Raw genomic sequence first — 17,465 nt, 5'->3', positions numbered from 1 at the left:
GGAATCCCGATGACAACGAAAAGACCCCGCCGCCCCTTGACCTTGCGCGATGTCTCGGAAGCTTCCGGGGTTTCCGAGATGACCGTCAGCCGCGTGCTGCGCAACCGGGGCGATGTCTCGGCCGCGACGCGCGAGAAGGTGCTGACGGCCGCGCGGACGCTGGGCTATGTCCCGAACAAGATCGCGGGCGGGTTGGCCAGCCAGCGCGTCAACCTGGTCGCGGTGGTATCCCGTCGCTGTCGAACATGGTCTTTCCCGAGGCCGGGCGCGTCCGGCGGAACTGGACGATACCGGCCTGCAGCCCGTGGTGGGGGTGACGAACTACAGCCCCTCGCGCGAGGACGCGGTGCTTTACGACATGCTCAGCTGGAGGCCCTCGGGGGTGATCCTGGCCGGGCTGGAGCACAGCCGGGCGGCGCGGGCGATGCTGGACAACGCCGGTCTGCCGGTCGTCGAGATCATGGACGTGGACGGCGAACCCATTGATACGGCTGTCGGAATCTCGCACCGCCGGGCGGGGACCGAGATCGCGGACGAGATCTTCGGCGCGGGCTATCGGCGCATCGGCTTCATCGGCACGCACATGCCCGAGGACCACCGCGCGCGCAAGCGCCTGGCCGGGTTCGAGGCGCGGCTGGGCGAATTGGGCGTGCAGCTGGCGGCGCGGGAATATTACCAGGGCGGGTCGTCCCTGAGCAAGGGGCGCGAGTTGACCGAGCGCATCCTGACGCGCGAGCCAGACCTGGATTTCCTTTACTATTCCAATGACATGATCGGCGCGGGCGGGCTTTTGTGGTGCCTTGAGCGCGGGCTGGACATCCCCGGCCGGCTGGGACTGGCGGGCTTCAACGGGGTCGATCTGCTGGACGGGCTGCCGATGCGGCTGGCCACCACCGACGCGCGGCGCGTCGATATCGGCCGGCGCGCCGCCCGCATCGTCGCGGGCAAGGAGGCGCCGCCCGAAGGGGGGGTGATCGCCCTGGCGCCGACCTTCATCCCGGGCGACACCATCCGCCGGAAAACCTGAGGTTTTCCGCTGTTCCGACGGTGCACGGGGCGTACACCGCGCGTACACAGGGTGTGCACCGCGGTGGGCGCTGCCGCGGGTTGCGGCCGCCGCATGGGTATTTGGGAAGACGGTGAAAGCCCGATGCGGCGCGCACCATGTTCGCCGCGCCGAACACACAGGACGGCGCCTGGTCCTTCACCGTTTTTCAAATACCCATTCTTGCCCACGCCCGAGGCTGGCAGGGCAGCGGGGCCGGCGACCGGCGCCTAGCCATCCAGGTCGGGGTAGAAGACGCCGCCGGGCGACAGGGTGAAGATGTCGGCGCCGCTGGCGGTCACGCCGATCGAATGTTCGAACTGGGCCGAGAGCGACTTGTCGCGCGTCACCGCCGTCCAGTCGTCGGCCAGGATCTTGGTTTCGGGGCGGCCGAGGTTCACCATCGGCTCGATGGTGAAGAACATGCCTTCCTCCAGCACGGGCCCCTTGCCGGGGCGGCCGAAGTGCAGGACGTTCGGCGGCGCGTGGAAGGTGCGGCCCAGCCCGTGGCCGCAGAAGTCGCGCACCACCGACATGCGGTTGCCTTCGACATAGCTCTGGATCGCCCAGCCGATGTCGCCGAAGGTGGCGCCGGGGCGCACCGCCTCGATCCCTTTCATCAGCGCGTCATGCGTCACCTGGATCAGGCGCTTGGCCTTGACGCTGGGCTTTCCGGCCACATACATGCGCGAGCTGTCGCCGTACCAGCCGTCCAGGATCACCGTCACGTCGATGTTCAGGATGTCGCCCTCGGCCAGGATCTTGTCGCCGGGGATGCCGTGGCAGACGACATGGTTCACGCTGATGCAGCTGGCGTGCTGATAGCCGCGATAGCCGATGGTGGCGCTGGTCGTGCCGAGTTCCGTCACCCGGGCGCGGATGAAGTCGTCGAGCGCGCCGGTGGTGGTGCCGGGCTGGACCATGGGCCCCACCTCGTCCAGGATCTGCGCCGCGACGCGGCCGGCCGCGCGCATGCCCTCGAAATCCTGAGGCTCATGAATACGGATGCCCTCGCGGGTCTGGCGTGCGTCGTTCATCGGATCCTCGTCATTGCTTGAGCCACAGATAGTCCCGCGCGGCCACTTGTTCCAGCCCCGCGCGCAGGCCTATACCTTTGGGCCGAGAACCAGCGCCGCGAGGAGCGTGCCATGCAATCCGACAATCCCACCGCCGCCATCCTTGTCATCGGGGACGAAATCCTGTCCGGCCGCACGCGCGAGGGCAATGCCCACCACCTGGCGGGCGTCTTGTCCGCGACCGGGTTCGACCTGCGCGAGATCCGGGTGGTCGCCGACGACCAGGACCAGATCGTCGCCGCGATCCGGGCCTTCGACAAGTCGCTGGGCGGGGCCTATGACCTGCTGTTCACGTCGGGCGGCATCGGGCCCACGCATGACGACATCACCGCCGACGCGGTGGGCGCGGCTCACGGCACCCCGGTCGAGGTGAACGACGAGGCCCGCGCCATGCTGCAGGCGCGCTACGACCGGCTGGGGCTGGAGATGACCGAGAACCGCCTGCGCATGGCGCGCATCCCCGTCGGCGCGACGCTGATCGACAATGCGGTGTCGGCCGCGCCGGGCTTTTCCATCGGCAATACCCATGTCATGGCGGGCGTCCCCGAGGTGTTCCGCGCCATGGTCGCCTGGCTGGTGCCGCGCCTGCCGGGCGGGCGCCCGGTGCAGTCGCAATCGGTCGAGGTGGCGGCGCGGCGAAAGCGACGTGGCCGAGGACCTGAAGGCGGTGGCCGAGGCTTATCCCGACCTGTCGCTGGGCTCCTATCCGTTCCAGGACCCGACCGGCTGGGGCACCAACCTGGTGGTGCGGGGCCTGGACGCGGCCCGCGTGGCCGAGGCCATGGCCGTGCTGCGCCAGAGGCTGGACCTGTGACCCCAGACCCGGACATCGCCCCGGACCTGGCGCGCGCCTTCGAGACCACCTGGCCCGCCGCCGAGACGCGGGACAGCGGCGCGCTGCGCACGGGCCGGGGCCTGGGGGCCGGGGGCCGGGTCGGGTCGAGCCGGGCGCTGGGCCCGGGCTGGAGCGCGGCCGACATCGCCGCGGCCGAGGCGGTGCACCGGGGCTGGGACCAGGCACCGCTGTTCCGCGTGGCCCTGGGCGACACCGCGCTGCGGGACGCGCTGGCGGCGCGCGGCTATCGCCCCCATACGCCGACCGCGATCATGGTCTGCGGCTGCGCGGCGCTGGCCGGACGGCTGCCGGGGATGACCGCCTTCGCGACCTGGCCGCCGCTGGCGATCCAGCGCGACCTGTGGGCCGCCGGCGGGATCGGCGCGGCGCGCCGGCGGTGATGGAGCGCGTCGCCCTGCCCCGCGCCGCCCTGCTGGGGCGCCTGCACGACCGCGCGGCCGGCGCGGCCTTCGTCGCGGCGGACGGGCCGGTGGCAATGATCCATGCCATCGAGGTCGCCCCCGCCTTTCGCCGGCAGGGCATGGCCGGCTGGCTGCTGGGCGCGGCCGCCGACTGGGCGCTGTCGGTCGGCGCGGACCGGCTGGCGCTGGCCGTGGAGCGCGCCAACACCGCCGCCCGCGCGGCCTATGACAAGCTGGGCTTTGCCGAGGTCGGCGCCTATGACTACTGGTCGGGCTGAGCCTGGTCCTGCCGAGCCTGGTCCTGCCGGGCGGCGACGCGGCGCAGTTCCCGTTTTACCAGGTCGAGTTCGCTGCGCATCAGGTCGATCTCGGCGCGCAGGTCCTGTTCCAGCGGCGCCCCGGCGACCAGGCTGAGACTGGCCAGGTGGCGCGCGGTCGCCAGCGGCGGCTCGGCCCCCTCGCCCGCGTCCTCGAGCAGCAGGAAGGTCTGCACCCCGTCCGACAGCTTCTGCGCCGGGATCGCGGCGGCGACGCGCCAGTGGCCGTCGTCCTGGGGGGTGACGCGGGCCTCGGCCACGCGGCTGCCCAGATGGACCAGAAGCAGGCGGCCCGGCGCGGTGTCGCGGCGCAGGATGCCCTGCCAGATGCCGCTTTTCAGTCCCAGCGATTCGAACTCGTCCATCGGCCTCTCCTAGAAATCGGCGCGCAGGTGGCGCGAGAGGAACAGTTCGCGCATGTCCACCGCGTTCATGCCGGGCGCCTCGAAGATCAGGTCCAGCCAGATCTTTTCCAGCCGCCTTTCGTTCATCTCGGTATAGGCCAGGTCGAATTCGACGACCTGCTGGCTTTGCAGCCCGGCCTCCATCCCGCGCAGGTGCTGCAGGATCTCGTCGATGTTGGGACCGTGGCCGACGTTCAGCCGGGCATAGACGGGCAGCGGGCGTTCCACCGCCAGCGTGGTTTCCAGCCGGATGATGTGGTTGCGGGTCAGCCCTTCGAGCGCGTCGGTCGGCAGGTCGATCGAGACCGACAGGAAGCTGCCGGTGAAGCCGAAGACCTCGAGCCGCAGGCCGTAGGGCGACAGGTCGGTGGCGCGGGGGTTCTGGACCTGTTCGAGGATCAGGGTGCGTTCGGCGCAGTCGTGCCAGACCGCCGCCCGGTCCCCCAGCCGCGTGCCGGGTTCGGGCGCGGCGATGCCGCGCGGCGTGATCTGGCCGGCCATGAAGCCGGGACGCCAGCGCCAGTCGGTGCCGCCGGGCAGCTGCACCGCGCCCAGCGCCGCGCGCGACACCGCCGCCTTGCGGTCGCCGCGCATCAGGAAGCGGTTGATGCTGGCGCGCAGGGCCAGCGCCTCGTCGGTCAGGGCGCGGATGCGGCCGGGGCCCATGAACTCGACGCTTTCGGCCATCTCGGCCCATTGGGCGAGCGCGCGTTCGCGGGCCCTGCGGTCAAGCCACCTGCGGGGACGGATCGCCATGGGCTAGCCGCGCGCGACGGCTGCGGACGGCGGGCGCTGGGGGCGTGTCCGGTCGGGGCGGCTGTCTGTCATCGCAAAGGCTTCCCTTGGGCTGTCTGCCATTTGGATAGGGCGAGCCCGCGACCGGGGCAAGGGGGCCGGCGCCGAAAGCGCGGGCGCCCGGGCCGGGTGCCGCCTAGTCGGGCAGGGCAAGGTTCAGCCGGGCGGCCATGATCAGGTCGTTCAGCGTCACCCCCTTGGCGGAATGGGTGGTAAAGGCGACGCTGGCATGGCCCCAGCCGAAGGCGATGTCGGGGTGGTGGTTGGCCGCCTCGGCCTGCCAGGCCACGACATTGGCCAGGGCCGCCGCCTGGCGGAAGTCGCGCAGCCGCCAGGTCCGGCGGATGGCGTCGCCGTCCGGGGTCAGCGTCCAGCCGGGCAGTTCGGCCAGCCGCGCGGCCAGCGTTTCGGGCTCCAGCCGGTGCGCGCCCTGGGTGATCGGTTGCCGGGCCAGTGTCATGGGGTCCCCCTTTCCGGGTCACAGGATCGGCGCGGCCAGCGCCAGCAGGTTGTTGCGCAGCCGGCGCCACACCGACCAGGCGCGGATCTCGCCGATGGTGATCGATTCGGCCCGCTCGATATAGGTCATCTGGCGGGCGTCCAGCACCGCCGTCAGGTCGTCGCCCACGAACAACATGTTCATTTCATAGTTCAGCTCGAAGCTGCGGCGGTCCATGTTGGCGCTGCCGATCATCGCCATGCGCCCATCCACGGTGATGATCTTGGAATGCAGAAGCCCGCCGTGGAACAGCATCAGTTTCACCCCCGCCGAGACGAGACCGTAGTAGAACCCCTCGGAGGTGGCCTGCACGACCAGGCTGTCGTTGCGCGCGGGCAGGATCATGGTCACGTCGACCCCGCGCCGCGCCGCCGTGCGGATCGCCGTGTCCAGCGAGGCGTCGGGCACGTAATAGGGCGTCGTGATGACCAGCCGGTCGCGGGCGGCGTGGATCATCGTCACCATGCAGTCCGAGAGCGACCCCTGGCGGTCGTCCGGGCCGGTCGACACGACCTGGCTGATCTCGCCCGGGGCGTTGACCGGGGGCACCATCAGCAGCATGTCGCCCAGGTCCTCGCCGGTATAGCTCATCCAGTCCTGCAGGAAGACGGCCTGCATCTGGCGCACCACCGGCCCCTCGATGCGCAACAGGATGTCGATCCAGGGGGCGAAGCGCGGCTTGATCGCGAAGGCCATGTCGGCGCAGTTGCGGCTGCCGGTAAAGCCGATGGCATGGTCGATCACCACGATCTTGCGGTGGTTGCGCAGGTCCATGCGCTGGGACAGCCCGCCGACGATGGGCAGGCCCAGGGGCAGCGCCTCGACGCATTCGACGCCGCCCGCCCGCATCGCCCGCCAGCTTTCCGAGTAGCTGAACGCGCGCGAGCCGAAGGCGTCGATCACCGCGCGCACCTTGACGCCGCGCCCGGCGGCGCGGATCGCGGCCTGCGCCACCGCCCGGCCCGAGGCATCGTCGAGCCAGATGTAGAACAGCATGAGGACGTGGTCGCGGCCCCGTCGATGGCGGCCACCAGGTCGGCGATGGCGCTGTCGTCCTCGGCCAGCAGCGCCGCGCGGTTGCCGGCGACCGCGCCGAAGCCGGTGGTCGCGCGACGCCGCGATGATCGGGGCCGCAAAATCGGGGGCGTGGCGCACCAGTTCGGGGCTGGGCTTCCACAGGCCCGACAGGCGCGAGCGGACGTTGGCCATGGTCTCGACCTCGGCGCCGCGCATCCGGATCTCTCCGAACAGGACATAGGCGAGGATCCCGACCAGGGGCACAAGTTCGATCACCAGGATCCAGGACAGGCGGACCGAGGGTTCCAGCCGGGGACGCAGAAGCACCCGCACGGACACGGCCAGGGCGACGGCGTAGTGAAGGAACACGAGCGCTTGGGTCCACATCCGCGCATCAAAGCCCGGCCCGCGTGGAATTGCAATTCCGCGCGGTTTTGCCTAAGTCACGGGCCAGACCTGAGCCGCAAGGGGCCCCCGGATGAACTGGATCACCAACTATGTGCGTCCGCGCATCAATTCGCTGTTCTCGCGCCGCGAAGTGCCCGAGAACCTGTGGACCAAGTGCCCCGAATGCGGGACCATGCTGTTTCATCGCGAACTGGCCGAGAACCTGAACGTCTGCACCAACTGCGACCACCACCTGGCGATCAGCCCGCGCGCCCGCTTTGCCGCGCTGTTCGACGGCGGCGTGTTCAACGAGGTCAAGGTCCCCGAGCCGGTCGCCGACCCGCTGCAGTTCCGCGACCAGAAGAAGTATCCCGACCGGATGAAGGCCGCGCAGAAGGCCACCGGCGAGAAGGAGGCCATGCTGGTCGCCGAGGGCGAGATGGGCCGCACCCCCGTCGTCATGGCGGCGCAGGACTTTTCCTTCATGGGCGGGTCGATGGGCATGTATGTCGGCAACGCCATCATCGCCGCCGCCGAGCGCGCGGTGGCGCTGCGCCGTCCGCTGGTGCTGTTTTCCGCCGCCGGCGGCGCGCGGATGCAGGAAGGCATCCTGTCCCTGATGCAGATGCCCCGCACCACCGTCGCCGTCGAGATGCTGAAGGAAGCGGGCCTGCCCTATATCGTCGTGCTGACCCATCCGACGACCGGCGGCGTCACCGCGAGCTATGCCATGCTGGGCGACATCCAGATCGCCGAGCCCAATGCGCTGATCTGCTTTGCCGGGCCGCGCGTGATCGAGCAGACCATCCGCGAAAAGCTGCCCGAGGGGTTCCAGCGCGCCGAATACCTGCTGGAGCACGGCATGCTGGACCGGGTGACCCATCGCAAGAAGCTGCGCGAGGAGCTGGTCGGCATCCTGCGCATGGTGGGCAACCTGCCCGCGCCGGTGGCGGGCGACCTGCCCGCGCCCGGCCCGATCCCCGCCCCCGCCCCCGAGGCGGCCGAAGCGAACCCGGCCTGAGCCGCGCGATGACATCGTCGGACGCGATCCTGGCGCGGCTGATGGCGCTGCACCCGAAGGTCATCGACCTGTCGCTGGACCGGATGGAACGGCTGCTGGCGGCGCTGGACCATCCCGAACGGCGCATCCCGCCGGTCATCCCATCGCCGGGTCGTAGGCATCGTGGGCCGTGACCGTGGCGATCTCCTCGTCCGCTGGGATCCGGGCAAGCAGGTCCGGCAGCATCGCCGACATTGCTCGAAGTTACTTCCACCGCCCGTATCTCGAGCGTTTCCTCCTCGATCCCGAGATGGATATGGCCGCCACGCTGGAAGAATGCGAGGCGGCGAACGGCGGCGCGCCGATCACCTTCTTCGAGATCACCACGGCGGCGGCCTTCCTGGCGTTCTCGCGCGTGGCGGCGGATTACACGCTGCTGGAGGTGGGCCTGGGCGGGCGGCTGGACGCGACGAACGTGATCGCCGCCCCGCGGCTGAGCGTCATCACCCCGATCAGCATCGACCATACGCAATACCTGGGCGAGACCCTGCCCGAGATCGCGGGCGAAAAGGCCGGGATCATCAAGCGCGGCGTGCCGGTGATCGTCGGCCTGCAGGAGGCGCCCGCGCGTGCGGTGATCGAGGCGCGGGCCGAGGCGCTGGGCGCGCCCCTGTTGATCGCACGGCAGGACTGGGACGCTTACGCCGAACACGGGCGGCTGGTCTATTTCGACCAGCGCGGGCTTTTGGACCTGCCGCCGCCGGTGCTGCCGGGGCCGCACCAGTTCCAGAACGCCGGCACAGCCATCGCCGCGCTGCGCGAACTGGGCTTTGGCGAACCCGAGGCCGTGGCCGCCGTGACCCGCGCCGAATGGCCCGCGCGGATGCAGCGCCTGACGCGCGGCCCGCTGGTCGAGGCGGCGGGCGGGTGCGAATTGTGGCTGGACGGCGGGCACAACCCGGCCGGGGGCGAGGCGGTGGCCGCGACCCTGGCCGCGATGCCCGCGCGGCCGACGCATCTGGTCTGCGGCATGCTGAACACCAAGGACGTGCTGGGTTACATGCGCCCCTTGGCGGGCGTGGCGCAAAGCCTGACCGCCGTGGCCATTCCCGGCGAGCCGAACACCCTGCCCGCCGAGGAGACCGCCGGTTTTGCGGCGCAGGCGGGGCTGCCTGCCACGACCGCGCCCGATGTGGGCGCGGCGGTCGCGGGGATCGCCGCCGCCCATCCCGGCGCGCGCATCCTGATCTGCGGCTCGCTTTACCTGGCGGGACGGGTGCTGCGCGAGAACGGCTGAGGCCTGGCGGCCCCCTAGCGCCCCCAGTCGGCGTCGCGCATCTCGCGCAGGCGGCTGGCGGTGCGTTCGAATTCGAAGGCGCCCTCGCCCTCGGCATACAGCCGTTCGGGGTCGTCGGCGGCGCTGGCGATCAGCCGGACGCGGGCCTCGTAAAGCGCGTCGATCAGGGTGACGAAACGCTTGGCCTCGTTGAAGTTCGATTGCGACAGGCGCGGGATGGCGTCGATCAGCAGCACATCGAGCGCCTGGGCGATGGTCAGGTAGTCGCCGGGCCCGAGCGGCCTGCCGCAGAGGTCCCAGAAGCTGGCGCGCGCCGCGCGGCCGACGTGCCGGGGCAGTTCGACCTTGCGGCCCTTGATGTCGAGGACCAGCGGGGTTTCCGGCTGGCCGCCCGTCTCGTGCGCCCAGATCGCGTCCAGCGCCCCGCGCGCGATGCTGTCGGCGGGCGAGAACCAGACCTGCGCGCCCTCGTCCCGGTCCTGGCGGTGGTCGGTGGGGCTGGCCAGCTCGATCACCTCAAGCCGCTCGCGGATCAGCGCGATGAAGGGCAGGAACAGCTGGCGGTTCAGGCCGTTCTTGTACAGGTCCTCGGGGACGCGGTTCGAGGTGGTGACGATGGTCACGCCCTGTTCGAACAGGATCTGGAACAGCCGGCCCACGATCATCGCGTCGGCGATGTCGGTGATCTGCATTTCGTCAAAGCACAAAAGCCGGGTGGCGGCGGCGACCTCCATGGCGACGGGGCGCACCGCGTCCTGCTGGCCGGCCTGGCGGGCGCGGTTCAGCCCGGCCTGGATTTCCTGCATGAATTCGTGGAAATGCACGCGCCGTTTTTGCGGGGTGGGCGCGGCTTCGGCCACCAGGTCCATCAGCATGGACTTGCCGCGACCGACGCCGCCCCACAGGTAGATGCCGCGGACCGGCGGCGCGGGATCGGATGCGCCCCCGCCCAGGAGCTTGCCGAACCAGCCCGATTTCTGCGGCTGCGGCGGCGGGGCGGCCGCGCCCAGGTCGCGCACCAGGCGGTCGAGCGCGGGCAGGACGCCGCGCTGCGCCGCGTCGGGTTCCAGCTGGCCGGCGCGGACGCGGGCCTCGTAAAGGTCGGATACGGTGGTCATGGCGCCGCACTAGCCATTCGCGCGGGGGAAAGGCAAGGGGCGGCGGCGGCCTAGCCGATGGCCTGGTTGCGCGTCTCGGCCCGGATCAGCAGGGTCATCAGCGCCGCCAGCACCAGGAGCGCGGCAAAGACCCCGATGGCGACGCCGAAGCCGCGCGCGACCACGCTGGCCAGCAGCGACGGCGCCAGAAGCCCGCCCACCCGCGCAACCGCGCTGGCCGTGCCCATCCCGGTGCCGCGCAGGCCGGTCGGGTAAAGCTCGGGCGTGAAGGCGTAAAGCGCGCCCCAGGTGCCCAGCAGTGCAAAGCTCATCACCATGAGCGAGGCGGCGATCAGCCAGGGGCTGGCGGCGATGGTGAAAAGGAAGCAGGCGACCGCGCTGAGCAGCAGGAAAACCTGCAGGGTCAGCTTGCGGCCCCAGGCCTCGACCCCGTGGGCGGCCAGGGCATAGCCGGGGATCTGGGCCAAGGCCAGCAGCACCAGGAAGCCGTGGCCGCGCACGAAGCCCATGCCGCCCTTGACCAGTTCCGAGGGCAGCCAGACGAACACCCCGTAATAGGACAGCGAGACCAGGAACCAGGTCGCAAAGATCGCGATGCTGCGGTTGCGCAGTTCGGGGCCGAACAGCCCCTGCCCCGTGCCGGGCAGCACCGGCGCGACCAGGCGGGTGCCGGCCTGCAGCGCCGGCGCGCCATTCGCCGCCAGCACCCGGTCGAGCACGCGGCGCGCCCCGGCCTCGTCCCCCTTGCGCAGCAGATACATGGGCGATTCCGGCACCCAGAGGCGCAGCCAGACCCCGATCAGCGCGGGCAGCGCGGCGACGGCAAAGATCCAGCGCCAGGGCTCCTCGGCACCTAGGCTGTGCGCCGCCCAGGCGGTCAGGGCGATGACGATGGTGCCCAGCGCCCAGAAGCCTTCCAGCCAGACCAGCCAGCGGCCCCGGTTCCGGGGCGGCAGGAATTCGGCCATCATGGCGTAGTCGACGGGCAGCGTGCCGCCCACCGCCATCCCGGTCAGGAAGCGTAGCGCCACAAGCATGGTGAAGTCGGTCGCAAAGACCGACGCCAGACCAAAGACCGCATCGCAGGCCACCGTCAGAAGCAGGACGTTGCGCCGTCCGATCCGGTCGGCGATGCGGCCGAACAGGGTCGCGCCCGCGAACATGCCCAGAAAGAACAGCGTCCCGGTCTGGAGCGCCTGCGGCACGGTCAGGCCGAAACTGGCTGCGATCGAGGCGGCGGTGAAGCCGATGGCGATGACCTGCATCGCATCCGCCGCCCAGACCAGCCCGAAGATGCCCAGAAGCCGGCGCTGGAACGAACCCGCGCCCCCCTGTGCCAGCGCCTCGTCGATGGTCATCTGCATGGCCTGCCCCGTCCCGCCGAAATCACTGGCCGCATTTGCCCATACCTCGGCAGGAATTTCCAGCGCGAACCCGGACTTCACCCGCGCCCGGGGACGGCGGGCGCGGTGCCGGACGTCAGCCCCGGTCGCGGGCGGGCTGCTGGCCCGAGGGACCGAAGGCCGCGCCCTCGTTCGAGGCCAGATCCTCGGATGGGTCGGGCAGCGCGGCCGGGGCCGCCGCATCGTCGCCCTTGTCGTCGTCGGGGGCCGGGGCGGCGGGTTCTTCGGCCGGGTGCAGGAAGATGTCCTGCGCCCCGCGCGTGCTGCCCGGCAGGATGATGCCTGCGGCGGGGAAGCGGTCCAGGATCTGCTGGTTGATCTCCGAGACCACGCCCACCCCGCCGTTGATGTCCGACAGCATCGCCCGCAGTTCCCAGTTCTGCCCCGAGGGCGTGATGCTGCGCAAAAGGACGGCGGGGGCGGGGTTGATCAGCACGGTGGGCTGATCCTCGGCGATCTCGCGCAGCAGCTGGGCGACCAGCCGGTGATCGGTGGGAACGCCCACGGTCAGCGGCACGATGATGCGGCCCGACAGGTTGTTGCGCGTCCAGTTCGTCACCGGCTGGGTGATGAGGTTCGAGTTCGGCACCACGATCTGGGTGCGGTCGAAGGTCTGGATCTGGGTGGCGCGCACCGCCATCTTTTTCACGACGCCCTGCTGGCCGCCGACCTCGATCCAGTCGCCGACGGCGATGGGCCGCTCGACCAGCAGGATGATGCCCGAGACGAAGTTCGACACCACCTGCTGCATGCCGAAACCGATGCCGACCGACAGCGCACCGGCGACGAAGGCCAGCGAGGTCAGGTCGATCCCGGCCGAGGTGATGGCAAAGACCGCCGCGAGCGCGAGGCCCACATAGCCGATCATCGACACGACCGCGTTCTGCCCGCCCGTGTCCAGCCGCGTCTTGGGCAGGATCGAGCTGCGGAACGCGCCCTGCACGAAGCTGGTCAGCGAATAGCCGATGGCAAAGACGATGACGAAGGTCAGCATCGCCATGGGCGACAGGCGCACGCCGGCAAAGCTGAAGCCCTGCGCGCGCGGAAGCTGGCCAGGTCGCTGGGCCGGGCGCCCCAGATCAGGGCGAACAGCGGCAGCGACAGCACCACCAGCGCAAAGCCGACCAGCACCGGCATCAGCGCGTCGCGCGCCGACTGGTCGCCCCCGGTGGCCATGGCATAGAGATCGGCGATGAAGTCCTGCAGGATGATGAGCAGGCCGACCAGCCCAGCGTCATGACCGAGGACCAGAGCGCCGCGTTGGCCCCGGTCACATAGCCCGCCGCCGCAGCGATCGGCGCGGCCAGCGCGACGATCCGCCCGGCCATGCCCAGAAAGACCACGATGCGGATGCGATAGTTCTGCGCTCGCCCTCGACCGGGCGGATGCGGCGCAGGATGTTGCACAGCTGGAACAGGAAGAAGGCGCCCAGCAGGATCATCAGGAAGTGCCAGACCCCGGCCGAGGCCTCGCTGAGGCGCTGGGGTACTGTTTCGCTGTCGTTCTGGCTGTGGAACCCGGCCAGCGGCAGCACCGAGCGCGAGAACAGCTGGTGCAGCGCCATCGCCAAGGCCAGCATCGAGGCGCGGAACGCCGCCTGGCGCCGCGTGTCGTCGTTCAGGGGCAGCGGGAGCGAGCCGCCCGCCCCGGGTTCGGGAAACAGCCGCCCGACCAGCCAGATGCCGCCGAACAGCGACAGGCCCGCGCCGGGGATGGACAGCAGCAGCGGCCGGCCCCAGTCGCTGAACAGCCCCGTCGACACCAGCGCCGCCGTCGCCAGCAGCACGCCGAAGAACGGAATCGCGATCTGGCTGAGCGAGACGGCAAAGACCACCGCGGCCCGCGACCGTTCGCTGGCCCGCGCCGACAGGCGTTGCGGCAGGGAATCGACCCAGAGCCGCCCGCGCGACAACAGCAGCAGCGCCGCCAGCAGGAAGCCCAGCGTCACCAGCATCCGCGACCGGCCGTCCGGCCCCGAGCCGTAGTCGTCCCAGCGGGCGCTGACCTCGGTCGCGACATTCCTGCTGATATCCACCGCCTCGGTCACGGCGGGCGCCCAGTTCGCCGGGTTCAGCGGCGAGGGTGTCTGCCGGATCAGCGCATAGGTCTGGCGCTGCCGGATGGTCTGGTCGATCTGCTGGACGATCGCGTCGGCGCGGCCAAAGGCCTCGACCGCCTTTAGCCCCGGCGCCTGCAATTCGGAAAGCTGGTCGTTCAGTTCCTTGCGGCGGGCGGCGATATCGTCGGATTCGGTCTGGCCCTCGGCCGGGGCCGGCCCCAAGGCGGCGATCTGGTCCTTGAGCGTCGCGATGCGGGTGCTGTTCGTCCCTTCGGCCGCCTTGAAGCGGTCGCGCCACTGCACGACCTGTTCGCGGATGGATTGCAGCCGGGTGTCATTGGCCTGGCCGGATTCCAGAATGTCCTCGGTCTGGTCGGCCAGCTTGTTCCAGGCGTCGTAATTCGGGGCCTGCGGCTGGTCCTGTGCCAGCGCGGCGCCCCCAAGAACCATCGACAGGCACAGCAGCAGCGCCGTGACCAGAGCATTCAGACGTGTCATGCGGGATATCAGTCCTCGAAAACCTCGGGCAGATCGGCGGGTTTGCGCGCCATCCAGCGGGGCACGGGCAGGCCCTTGGCGTGCAGGAAGTCGGGGTTGAACAGCTTGGTCTGGTAACGCGTGCCGTAATCGCACAGCACCGTCACGATGGTGTGACCGGGCCCCATGTCGCGCGCCATGCGGATGGCGCCCGCGACGTTGATCCCCGAGGAGCCGCCCAGGCACAGCCCTTCGTGTTCCAAGAGGTCGAAGATCACCGGCAGCGCCTCGGCATCGGGGATACGATAGGCGAAATCGGGCGTGAAGCCTTCCAGGTTCGCGGTAATGCGGCCCTGGCCGATACCCTCGGTGATGGAGGAGCCGGGGCTTTCGAAGACCCCTTCGGTGTAGAAGCTGTAAAGTGCCGCGCCCTCGGGGTCGGCCAGGCCGATCTTGACGCCCTTGGGCTGCAGCGCGTCGGCGACGCCCGCCAGCGTACCGCCCGAGCCGACCGCGCAGATGAAGCCGTCGACCTTGCCCCCGGTCTGTTCCCAGATCTCGGGCCCGGTGGTTTCCAGATGGGCGCGGCGGTTCGCGGTGTTGTCGAACTGGTTGGCCCAGATCGCGCCGTTGGGCTCGGTCCTGGCCAGTTCCTCGGCCAGCCGGCCCGAGTATCGGACGTAGTTGTTGGGGTTCTTGTAGGGCTGGGCCGGCACCTCGACCAGTTCGGCCCCGGCCAGGCGCAGCATGTCCTTTTTCTCCTGGCTTTGGGTTTCCGGGATCACGATGACGCTGCGGAAGCCCATCGAGGCGCCGACCAAGGCCAGGCCGATGCCGGTGTTGCCGGCGGTGCCCTCGACGATGGTGCCGCCGGGCTTCAGCTCGCCCCGCGCCACGGCGTCCTGGATGATGTAAAGCGCGGCGCGGTCCTTGACCGACTGGCCGGGGTTCATGAACTCGGCCTTGCCCAGGATCTCGCACCCCGTTTCCTCGGAGGCGCGGCGCAGCCGGATCAGGGGCGTGTTGCCGATGGCAGAGGCGAGGTCGGGGCAGATGCGCATGGCGTGGCCTTTCGCGAAGTGGTCGCCCCGGTTTACACGCGGGCGCCGGCGGGCGGCAACCCCGCCCCGCCCGGGGTCAGGGGATCAAACCCGGCTTATCCTGCCCAAGTTCCATGCGAATCTTCTGCTGGTTCAGTTCCAGCCACAGCGCAAGCGACAGCAGGGGCCCGTTCCTGACCTGCCCCGCCAGCGCCATCCGCGTCAGTTCGGCGCGGGGAAGAAGCTGGCTGCGGATGTCCTCGTTCTCGGTATCGAGGCCACCGAAGCCCGCCACGTCGTCGGGCAGATCGGCGATGCCGACGTAAAGATACAGGAACTCGGCCAGCAGGCCGGGGCTGGGATAGTTGTGGGGACCGGGGATCAGGCGGTCGATGGCCAGGCCGGTTTCCTCGATGGCCTCGCGCAACACGGCCTGCTCGGGCGTCTCGGTCGGATCGACGCGGCCGGCGGGGGCCTCCCAGAACCAGGGCTGGCGGTCGCCGCGCGCGGCGGGCCCGGCGCGGAACTGGTCGATCAGCAGCACCCGGTCGCGCAGCGGGTCCCAAGGCAGCACCACCGCCGCATCGCCCGAGACGAAGACCGCGCGCAGCACCTCGGGCGTCCAGCCGCCCCGGTGCCGGCGGTGGCGCAGGGTGATTTCCTGGACCGAGAAGAATTCCGCATAGGGCTCCTCGACCGCCAGCACCTGCAGCCGGTCGTCTCCCGCCGGGCCCAGGGCCGGCAGGTCGCGGCTGTCGCGCGCCGCCCGCAGGGTCGAGGCGACCCAGGCCGCGATCAGGGGCAGCCGCGCCCGCACCGCCTCGGTCGGCCGGTCGGGCGGCAGCGCGATCAGGTGATCGGCTCAGCGCGGCGGCAAGCTCGGGGTCCCAGCGCCCGGCGCCTTCCCGCGCGCGGACGGCGACGCCCAGGATGTCGCGCCCGGCGACCGCCACCGGCTCGAGCCCGAAGATGTGCGCATAGCGGGTCAGCGCCGGGGTCCGTCGGTCCGCCACAGCGGCACCCGCCCCTGGGCGGGGACCAGCGCGGGCCAGCCGTCCGGCGCGATGCCCGCACCCTGCCCGCCCTGCAGCGCATGGCCGGGCAGCCCCTCGACCTCGACGCGCCGGGCGCAAGCCGCATGCGCAGCATGGGATGGGCCAGCGCCCCCACCAGAAAGATCATCGCGCGCCCGCCGGAACGGAGCGGATCAGGACGGATTTCGGCATGGCGCACCTGCGGGACATGGGTGTGACGGATTTCGCCGCTTTTTCGCGGAAAGCCCCTTGCGCTTCAACCCCGCCCCGTCTAAATCCCCGCCACCACCCAAGCGCGGAGAGGTGCCGGAGTGGTCGAACGGGGCGGTCTCGAAAACCGTTGAGCCTTCACGGGTTCCGTGGGTTCGAATCCCACCCTCTCCGCCAACTTCCCCCTTTGTCAATTCCCCCGCTTCAGGCGGCGCGTGCGAAGGTTGCGGCGTCGCGCAGCTGATCGGGATCGGGGCGGATGCCGGTGTACAGCACGAACTGTTCAAGCGCCTGCAGCACCGCCACCTCGGCGCCCGAGATGCGGCGCTTGCCCGCCGCCTGCGCCGCGCGCATCAGCGGGGTTTCCTCGGGCAGGGCCACCACGTCGAAGACCGTCAGGGCCGCGTCGATGGCCTGGGGCGAAAAGGCCAGCGCCTCGGCGTCGGGGCCTTGCATGCCCAGGGGGGTGACGTTCACGATCAGCGGCGCTGTCAGCCCCCGGTCGCTTTCCGCCCAATCGAACCCGTAAAGCTGCGCCAGCCGAGGCCCCGACGCCGCGTTGCGCGCCACGATCACGCCAGAGCGGTGGCCCCGGTCGCGCAGCGCCGCCGCCACCGCCTGGCCATCCCGCCCGACCCGCGCAACAGGAACCGCGCGCCGGGACGATCGCCCGGTCCTGATCTGGGCCACGGCGCTGTAATCGGTGTTGTGCCCGGTCAGAAGGCCGGCGTCGTTGACGATGGTGTTCACGCTGTCGATGGCCGCGGCCGAGGGCGCCAGCCCGTCCAGCAGGGGAATGACCGCCTCCTTGAAGGGCATCGAGATCGCGCAGCCGCGCACCCCCAGCGCCCGGATGCCGCCGATCGCCGCCGGCAGGTCGCGGGTGGTGAAGGCCTTGTAGACGAAATCCAGCCCGAGCCGTTCGTAAAGCCGGTTGTGAAAGCGCGATCCGAAGGACCCCGGCCGGGCGGCCAGCGACATGCAAAGCTGCGTCGCGGGCCCGATGGGCGGCTTTTCGGGGGCCGCCACC

17 protein-coding genes, 1 tRNA gene and 4 pseudogenes are annotated in these 17,465 nt (G+C 70.5%); 8 read left to right on the top strand and 14 right to left on the bottom strand.

What is annotated here, in order from left to right; genetic code table 11:
- Nucleotides 1-9 precede the first annotated feature (9 nt).
- Nucleotides 10-1,027: pseudogene (locus DPM13_RS12140) on the top strand (LacI family DNA-binding transcriptional regulator).
- Nucleotides 1,028-1,275: 248 nt separating this feature from the next.
- Here DPM13_RS12140 and map read toward each other — a convergent pair.
- Entirely contained in the window at nucleotides 1,276-2,082 is an 807-nt protein-coding gene (gene map, locus DPM13_RS12135; RefSeq protein WP_112888099.1) for a type I methionyl aminopeptidase, read from the bottom strand.
- A 111-nt stretch (nucleotides 2,083-2,193) separates the two neighbouring features.
- Here map and DPM13_RS12130 point away from each other — a divergent pair.
- The 3 genes and pseudogenes from DPM13_RS12130 to DPM13_RS23270 all read left to right on the top strand — a co-directional run bounded on the left by DPM13_RS12130 (nucleotide 2,194) and on the right by DPM13_RS23270 (nucleotide 3,656).
- A pseudogene (locus DPM13_RS12130) lies at nucleotides 2,194-2,935 on the top strand (competence/damage-inducible protein A).
- Nucleotides 2,932-3,357 carry a hypothetical protein gene (locus DPM13_RS23275; protein WP_223251988.1) on the top strand — a complete coding sequence of 142 codons (426 nt, stop codon included), beginning with the start codon at nucleotides 2,932-2,934 and terminating at the stop codon, nucleotides 3,355-3,357. Before DPM13_RS12130 ends, DPM13_RS23275 begins: the two are co-directional and overlap by 4 nt.
- The gene (locus DPM13_RS23270; protein WP_223252586.1) at nucleotides 3,357-3,656 is read left to right on the top strand and encodes a GNAT family N-acetyltransferase; all 300 of its coding nucleotides are present in this window, start codon (nucleotides 3,357-3,359) and stop codon (nucleotides 3,654-3,656) included. Before DPM13_RS23275 ends, DPM13_RS23270 begins: the two co-directional genes overlap by 1 nt.
- Here DPM13_RS23270 and DPM13_RS12120 read toward each other — a convergent pair.
- The 4 genes from DPM13_RS12120 to cls form a co-directional block, all read right to left on the bottom strand.
- Nucleotides 3,641-4,060 carry a hypothetical protein gene (locus DPM13_RS12120; protein ID WP_112888098.1) on the bottom strand — a complete coding sequence of 140 codons (420 nt, stop codon included), beginning with the start codon at nucleotides 4,058-4,060 and terminating at the stop codon, nucleotides 3,641-3,643. The genes DPM13_RS23270 and DPM13_RS12120 overlap by 16 nt on opposite strands.
- 9 nt (nucleotides 4,061-4,069) lie before the next feature.
- On the bottom strand, nucleotides 4,070-4,855 hold the full coding sequence (locus DPM13_RS12115) for a DUF6478 family protein (protein ID WP_099648902.1): 786 nt from the start codon (nucleotides 4,853-4,855) through the stop codon (nucleotides 4,070-4,072).
- A 175-nt stretch (nucleotides 4,856-5,030) separates the two neighbouring features.
- Nucleotides 5,031-5,354 (bottom strand): 4a-hydroxytetrahydrobiopterin dehydratase, encoded by a 324-nt coding sequence (locus tag DPM13_RS12110; protein WP_028718027.1) that lies wholly within the window; start codon nucleotides 5,352-5,354, stop codon nucleotides 5,031-5,033.
- A gap of 18 nt (nucleotides 5,355-5,372) precedes the next feature.
- Complete coding sequence (cls, locus tag DPM13_RS12105) at nucleotides 5,373-6,779, bottom strand: cardiolipin synthase (RefSeq protein WP_223251987.1); 1,407 nt, start codon at nucleotides 6,777-6,779, stop codon at nucleotides 5,373-5,375.
- A gap of 109 nt (nucleotides 6,780-6,888) precedes the next feature.
- Here cls and accD point away from each other — a divergent pair, with 109 nt between their 5' ends.
- Complete coding sequence (gene accD, locus DPM13_RS12100; RefSeq protein ID WP_036761804.1) at nucleotides 6,889-7,818, top strand: acetyl-CoA carboxylase, carboxyltransferase subunit beta; 930 nt, start codon at nucleotides 6,889-6,891, stop codon at nucleotides 7,816-7,818.
- 8 nt (nucleotides 7,819-7,826) lie between these two features.
- Nucleotides 7,827-7,965: pseudogene (locus tag DPM13_RS12095) on the top strand (bifunctional folylpolyglutamate synthase/dihydrofolate synthase); the annotation flags it as partial.
- Between the two features lie 3 nt (nucleotides 7,966-7,968).
- Here the strand turns inward: DPM13_RS12095 and DPM13_RS12090 are convergent.
- A pseudogene (locus DPM13_RS12090) lies at nucleotides 7,969-8,113 on the bottom strand (IS5/IS1182 family transposase); the annotation flags it as partial.
- Between DPM13_RS12090 and DPM13_RS12085 the strand changes: the two are divergent.
- Entirely contained in the window at nucleotides 8,108-9,094 is a 987-nt protein-coding gene (locus DPM13_RS12085) for a bifunctional folylpolyglutamate synthase/dihydrofolate synthase (RefSeq protein WP_112888097.1), read from the top strand. The pseudogene DPM13_RS12090 and the gene DPM13_RS12085 sit on opposite strands and share 6 nt — an antisense overlap.
- A 14-nt stretch (nucleotides 9,095-9,108) precedes the next feature.
- Here the strand turns inward: DPM13_RS12085 and zapE are convergent, their stop codons facing one another.
- From zapE to DPM13_RS12060, 7 genes are all read right to left on the bottom strand, one after another.
- Entirely contained in the window at nucleotides 9,109-10,212 is a 1,104-nt protein-coding gene (gene zapE / locus DPM13_RS12080) for a cell division protein ZapE (RefSeq protein ID WP_112888096.1), read from the bottom strand.
- Nucleotides 10,213-10,262: 50 nt separating this feature from the next.
- Nucleotides 10,263-11,576 (bottom strand): MFS transporter, encoded by a 1,314-nt coding sequence (locus tag DPM13_RS12075; protein ID WP_028718031.1) that lies wholly within the window; start codon nucleotides 11,574-11,576, stop codon nucleotides 10,263-10,265.
- 115 nt (nucleotides 11,577-11,691) lie between these two features.
- The gene (locus DPM13_RS23265; RefSeq protein WP_223251986.1) at nucleotides 11,692-12,630 is read right to left on the bottom strand and encodes a mechanosensitive ion channel family protein; all 939 of its coding nucleotides are present in this window, start codon (nucleotides 12,628-12,630) and stop codon (nucleotides 11,692-11,694) included.
- Nucleotides 12,603-12,791: a hypothetical protein gene (locus DPM13_RS23260; protein ID WP_223251985.1), complete on the bottom strand. Its 189-nt coding sequence runs from the start codon at nucleotides 12,789-12,791 to the stop codon at nucleotides 12,603-12,605. The genes DPM13_RS23265 and DPM13_RS23260 overlap by 28 nt, the downstream gene beginning before the upstream one ends.
- 94 nt (nucleotides 12,792-12,885) lie before the next feature.
- Complete coding sequence (locus tag DPM13_RS23255) at nucleotides 12,886-14,172, bottom strand: DUF3772 domain-containing protein (protein WP_223251984.1); 1,287 nt, start codon at nucleotides 14,170-14,172, stop codon at nucleotides 12,886-12,888.
- Between the two features lie 8 nt (nucleotides 14,173-14,180).
- Nucleotides 14,181-15,212 carry a cysteine synthase A gene (locus tag DPM13_RS12065; protein ID WP_080621861.1) on the bottom strand — a complete coding sequence of 344 codons (1,032 nt, stop codon included), beginning with the start codon at nucleotides 15,210-15,212 and terminating at the stop codon, nucleotides 14,181-14,183.
- A gap of 76 nt (nucleotides 15,213-15,288) precedes the next feature.
- Complete coding sequence (locus DPM13_RS12060) at nucleotides 15,289-16,008, bottom strand: NUDIX domain-containing protein (protein WP_223251983.1); 720 nt, start codon at nucleotides 16,006-16,008, stop codon at nucleotides 15,289-15,291.
- 514 nt (nucleotides 16,009-16,522) lie between these two features.
- Between DPM13_RS12060 and DPM13_RS12055 the strand changes: the two genes are divergently transcribed.
- A tRNA-Ser gene (locus DPM13_RS12055) sits at nucleotides 16,523-16,612 on the top strand.
- A gap of 27 nt (nucleotides 16,613-16,639) precedes the next feature.
- Here DPM13_RS12055 and DPM13_RS12050 read toward each other — a convergent pair.
- Nucleotides 16,640-17,464 carry a shikimate 5-dehydrogenase gene (locus DPM13_RS12050; RefSeq protein WP_223251982.1) on the bottom strand — a complete coding sequence of 275 codons (825 nt, stop codon included), beginning with the start codon at nucleotides 17,462-17,464 and terminating at the stop codon, nucleotides 16,640-16,642.
- Nucleotide 17,465: the final 1 nt, after the last annotated feature.

Origin of the sequence: Paracoccus mutanolyticus (assembly GCF_003285265.1) — a bacterium.
Taxonomy (GTDB): domain Bacteria; phylum Pseudomonadota; class Alphaproteobacteria; order Rhodobacterales; family Rhodobacteraceae; genus Paracoccus; species Paracoccus yeei.
Note: the sequence above shows the minus strand (reverse complement) of the source record. Positions and strands in the feature narration are given on the sequence as shown.

What these genes read in the sequence shown, in the direction of transcription:
- DPM13_RS12110 (WP_028718027.1), bottom strand. Translation starts at nt 5,354, where the DNA reads ATGACACTGGCCCGGCAACCGATCACCCAGGGCGCGCACCGGCTGGAG.
- DPM13_RS12085 (WP_112888097.1), top strand. Translation starts at nt 8,108, where the DNA reads ATGGATATGGCCGCCACGCTGGAAGAATGCGAGGCGGCGAACGGCGGC.
- DPM13_RS23255 (WP_223251984.1), bottom strand. Translation starts at nt 14,172, where the DNA reads ATGACACGTCTGAATGCTCTGGTCACGGCGCTGCTGCTGTGCCTGTCG.
- accD (WP_036761804.1), top strand. Translation starts at nt 6,889, where the DNA reads ATGAACTGGATCACCAACTATGTGCGTCCGCGCATCAATTCGCTGTTC.
- DPM13_RS12115 (WP_099648902.1), bottom strand. Translation starts at nt 4,855, where the DNA reads ATGGCGATCCGTCCCCGCAGGTGGCTTGACCGCAGGGCCCGCGAACGC.
- DPM13_RS12075 (WP_028718031.1), bottom strand. Translation starts at nt 11,576, where the DNA reads ATGCAGATGACCATCGACGAGGCGCTGGCACAGGGGGGCGCGGGTTCG.
- DPM13_RS23260 (WP_223251985.1), bottom strand. Translation starts at nt 12,791, where the DNA reads ATGGCCACCGGGGGCGACCAGTCGGCGCGCGACGCGCTGATGCCGGTG.
- DPM13_RS12120 (WP_112888098.1), bottom strand. Translation starts at nt 4,060, where the DNA reads ATGGACGAGTTCGAATCGCTGGGACTGAAAAGCGGCATCTGGCAGGGC.
- DPM13_RS12065 (WP_080621861.1), bottom strand. Translation starts at nt 15,212, where the DNA reads ATGCGCATCTGCCCCGACCTCGCCTCTGCCATCGGCAACACGCCCCTG.
- DPM13_RS23270 (WP_223252586.1), top strand. Translation starts at nt 3,357, where the DNA reads ATGGAGCGCGTCGCCCTGCCCCGCGCCGCCCTGCTGGGGCGCCTGCAC.
- zapE (WP_112888096.1), bottom strand. Translation starts at nt 10,212, where the DNA reads ATGACCACCGTATCCGACCTTTACGAGGCCCGCGTCCGCGCCGGCCAG.
- map (WP_112888099.1), bottom strand. Translation starts at nt 2,082, where the DNA reads ATGAACGACGCACGCCAGACCCGCGAGGGCATCCGTATTCATGAGCCT.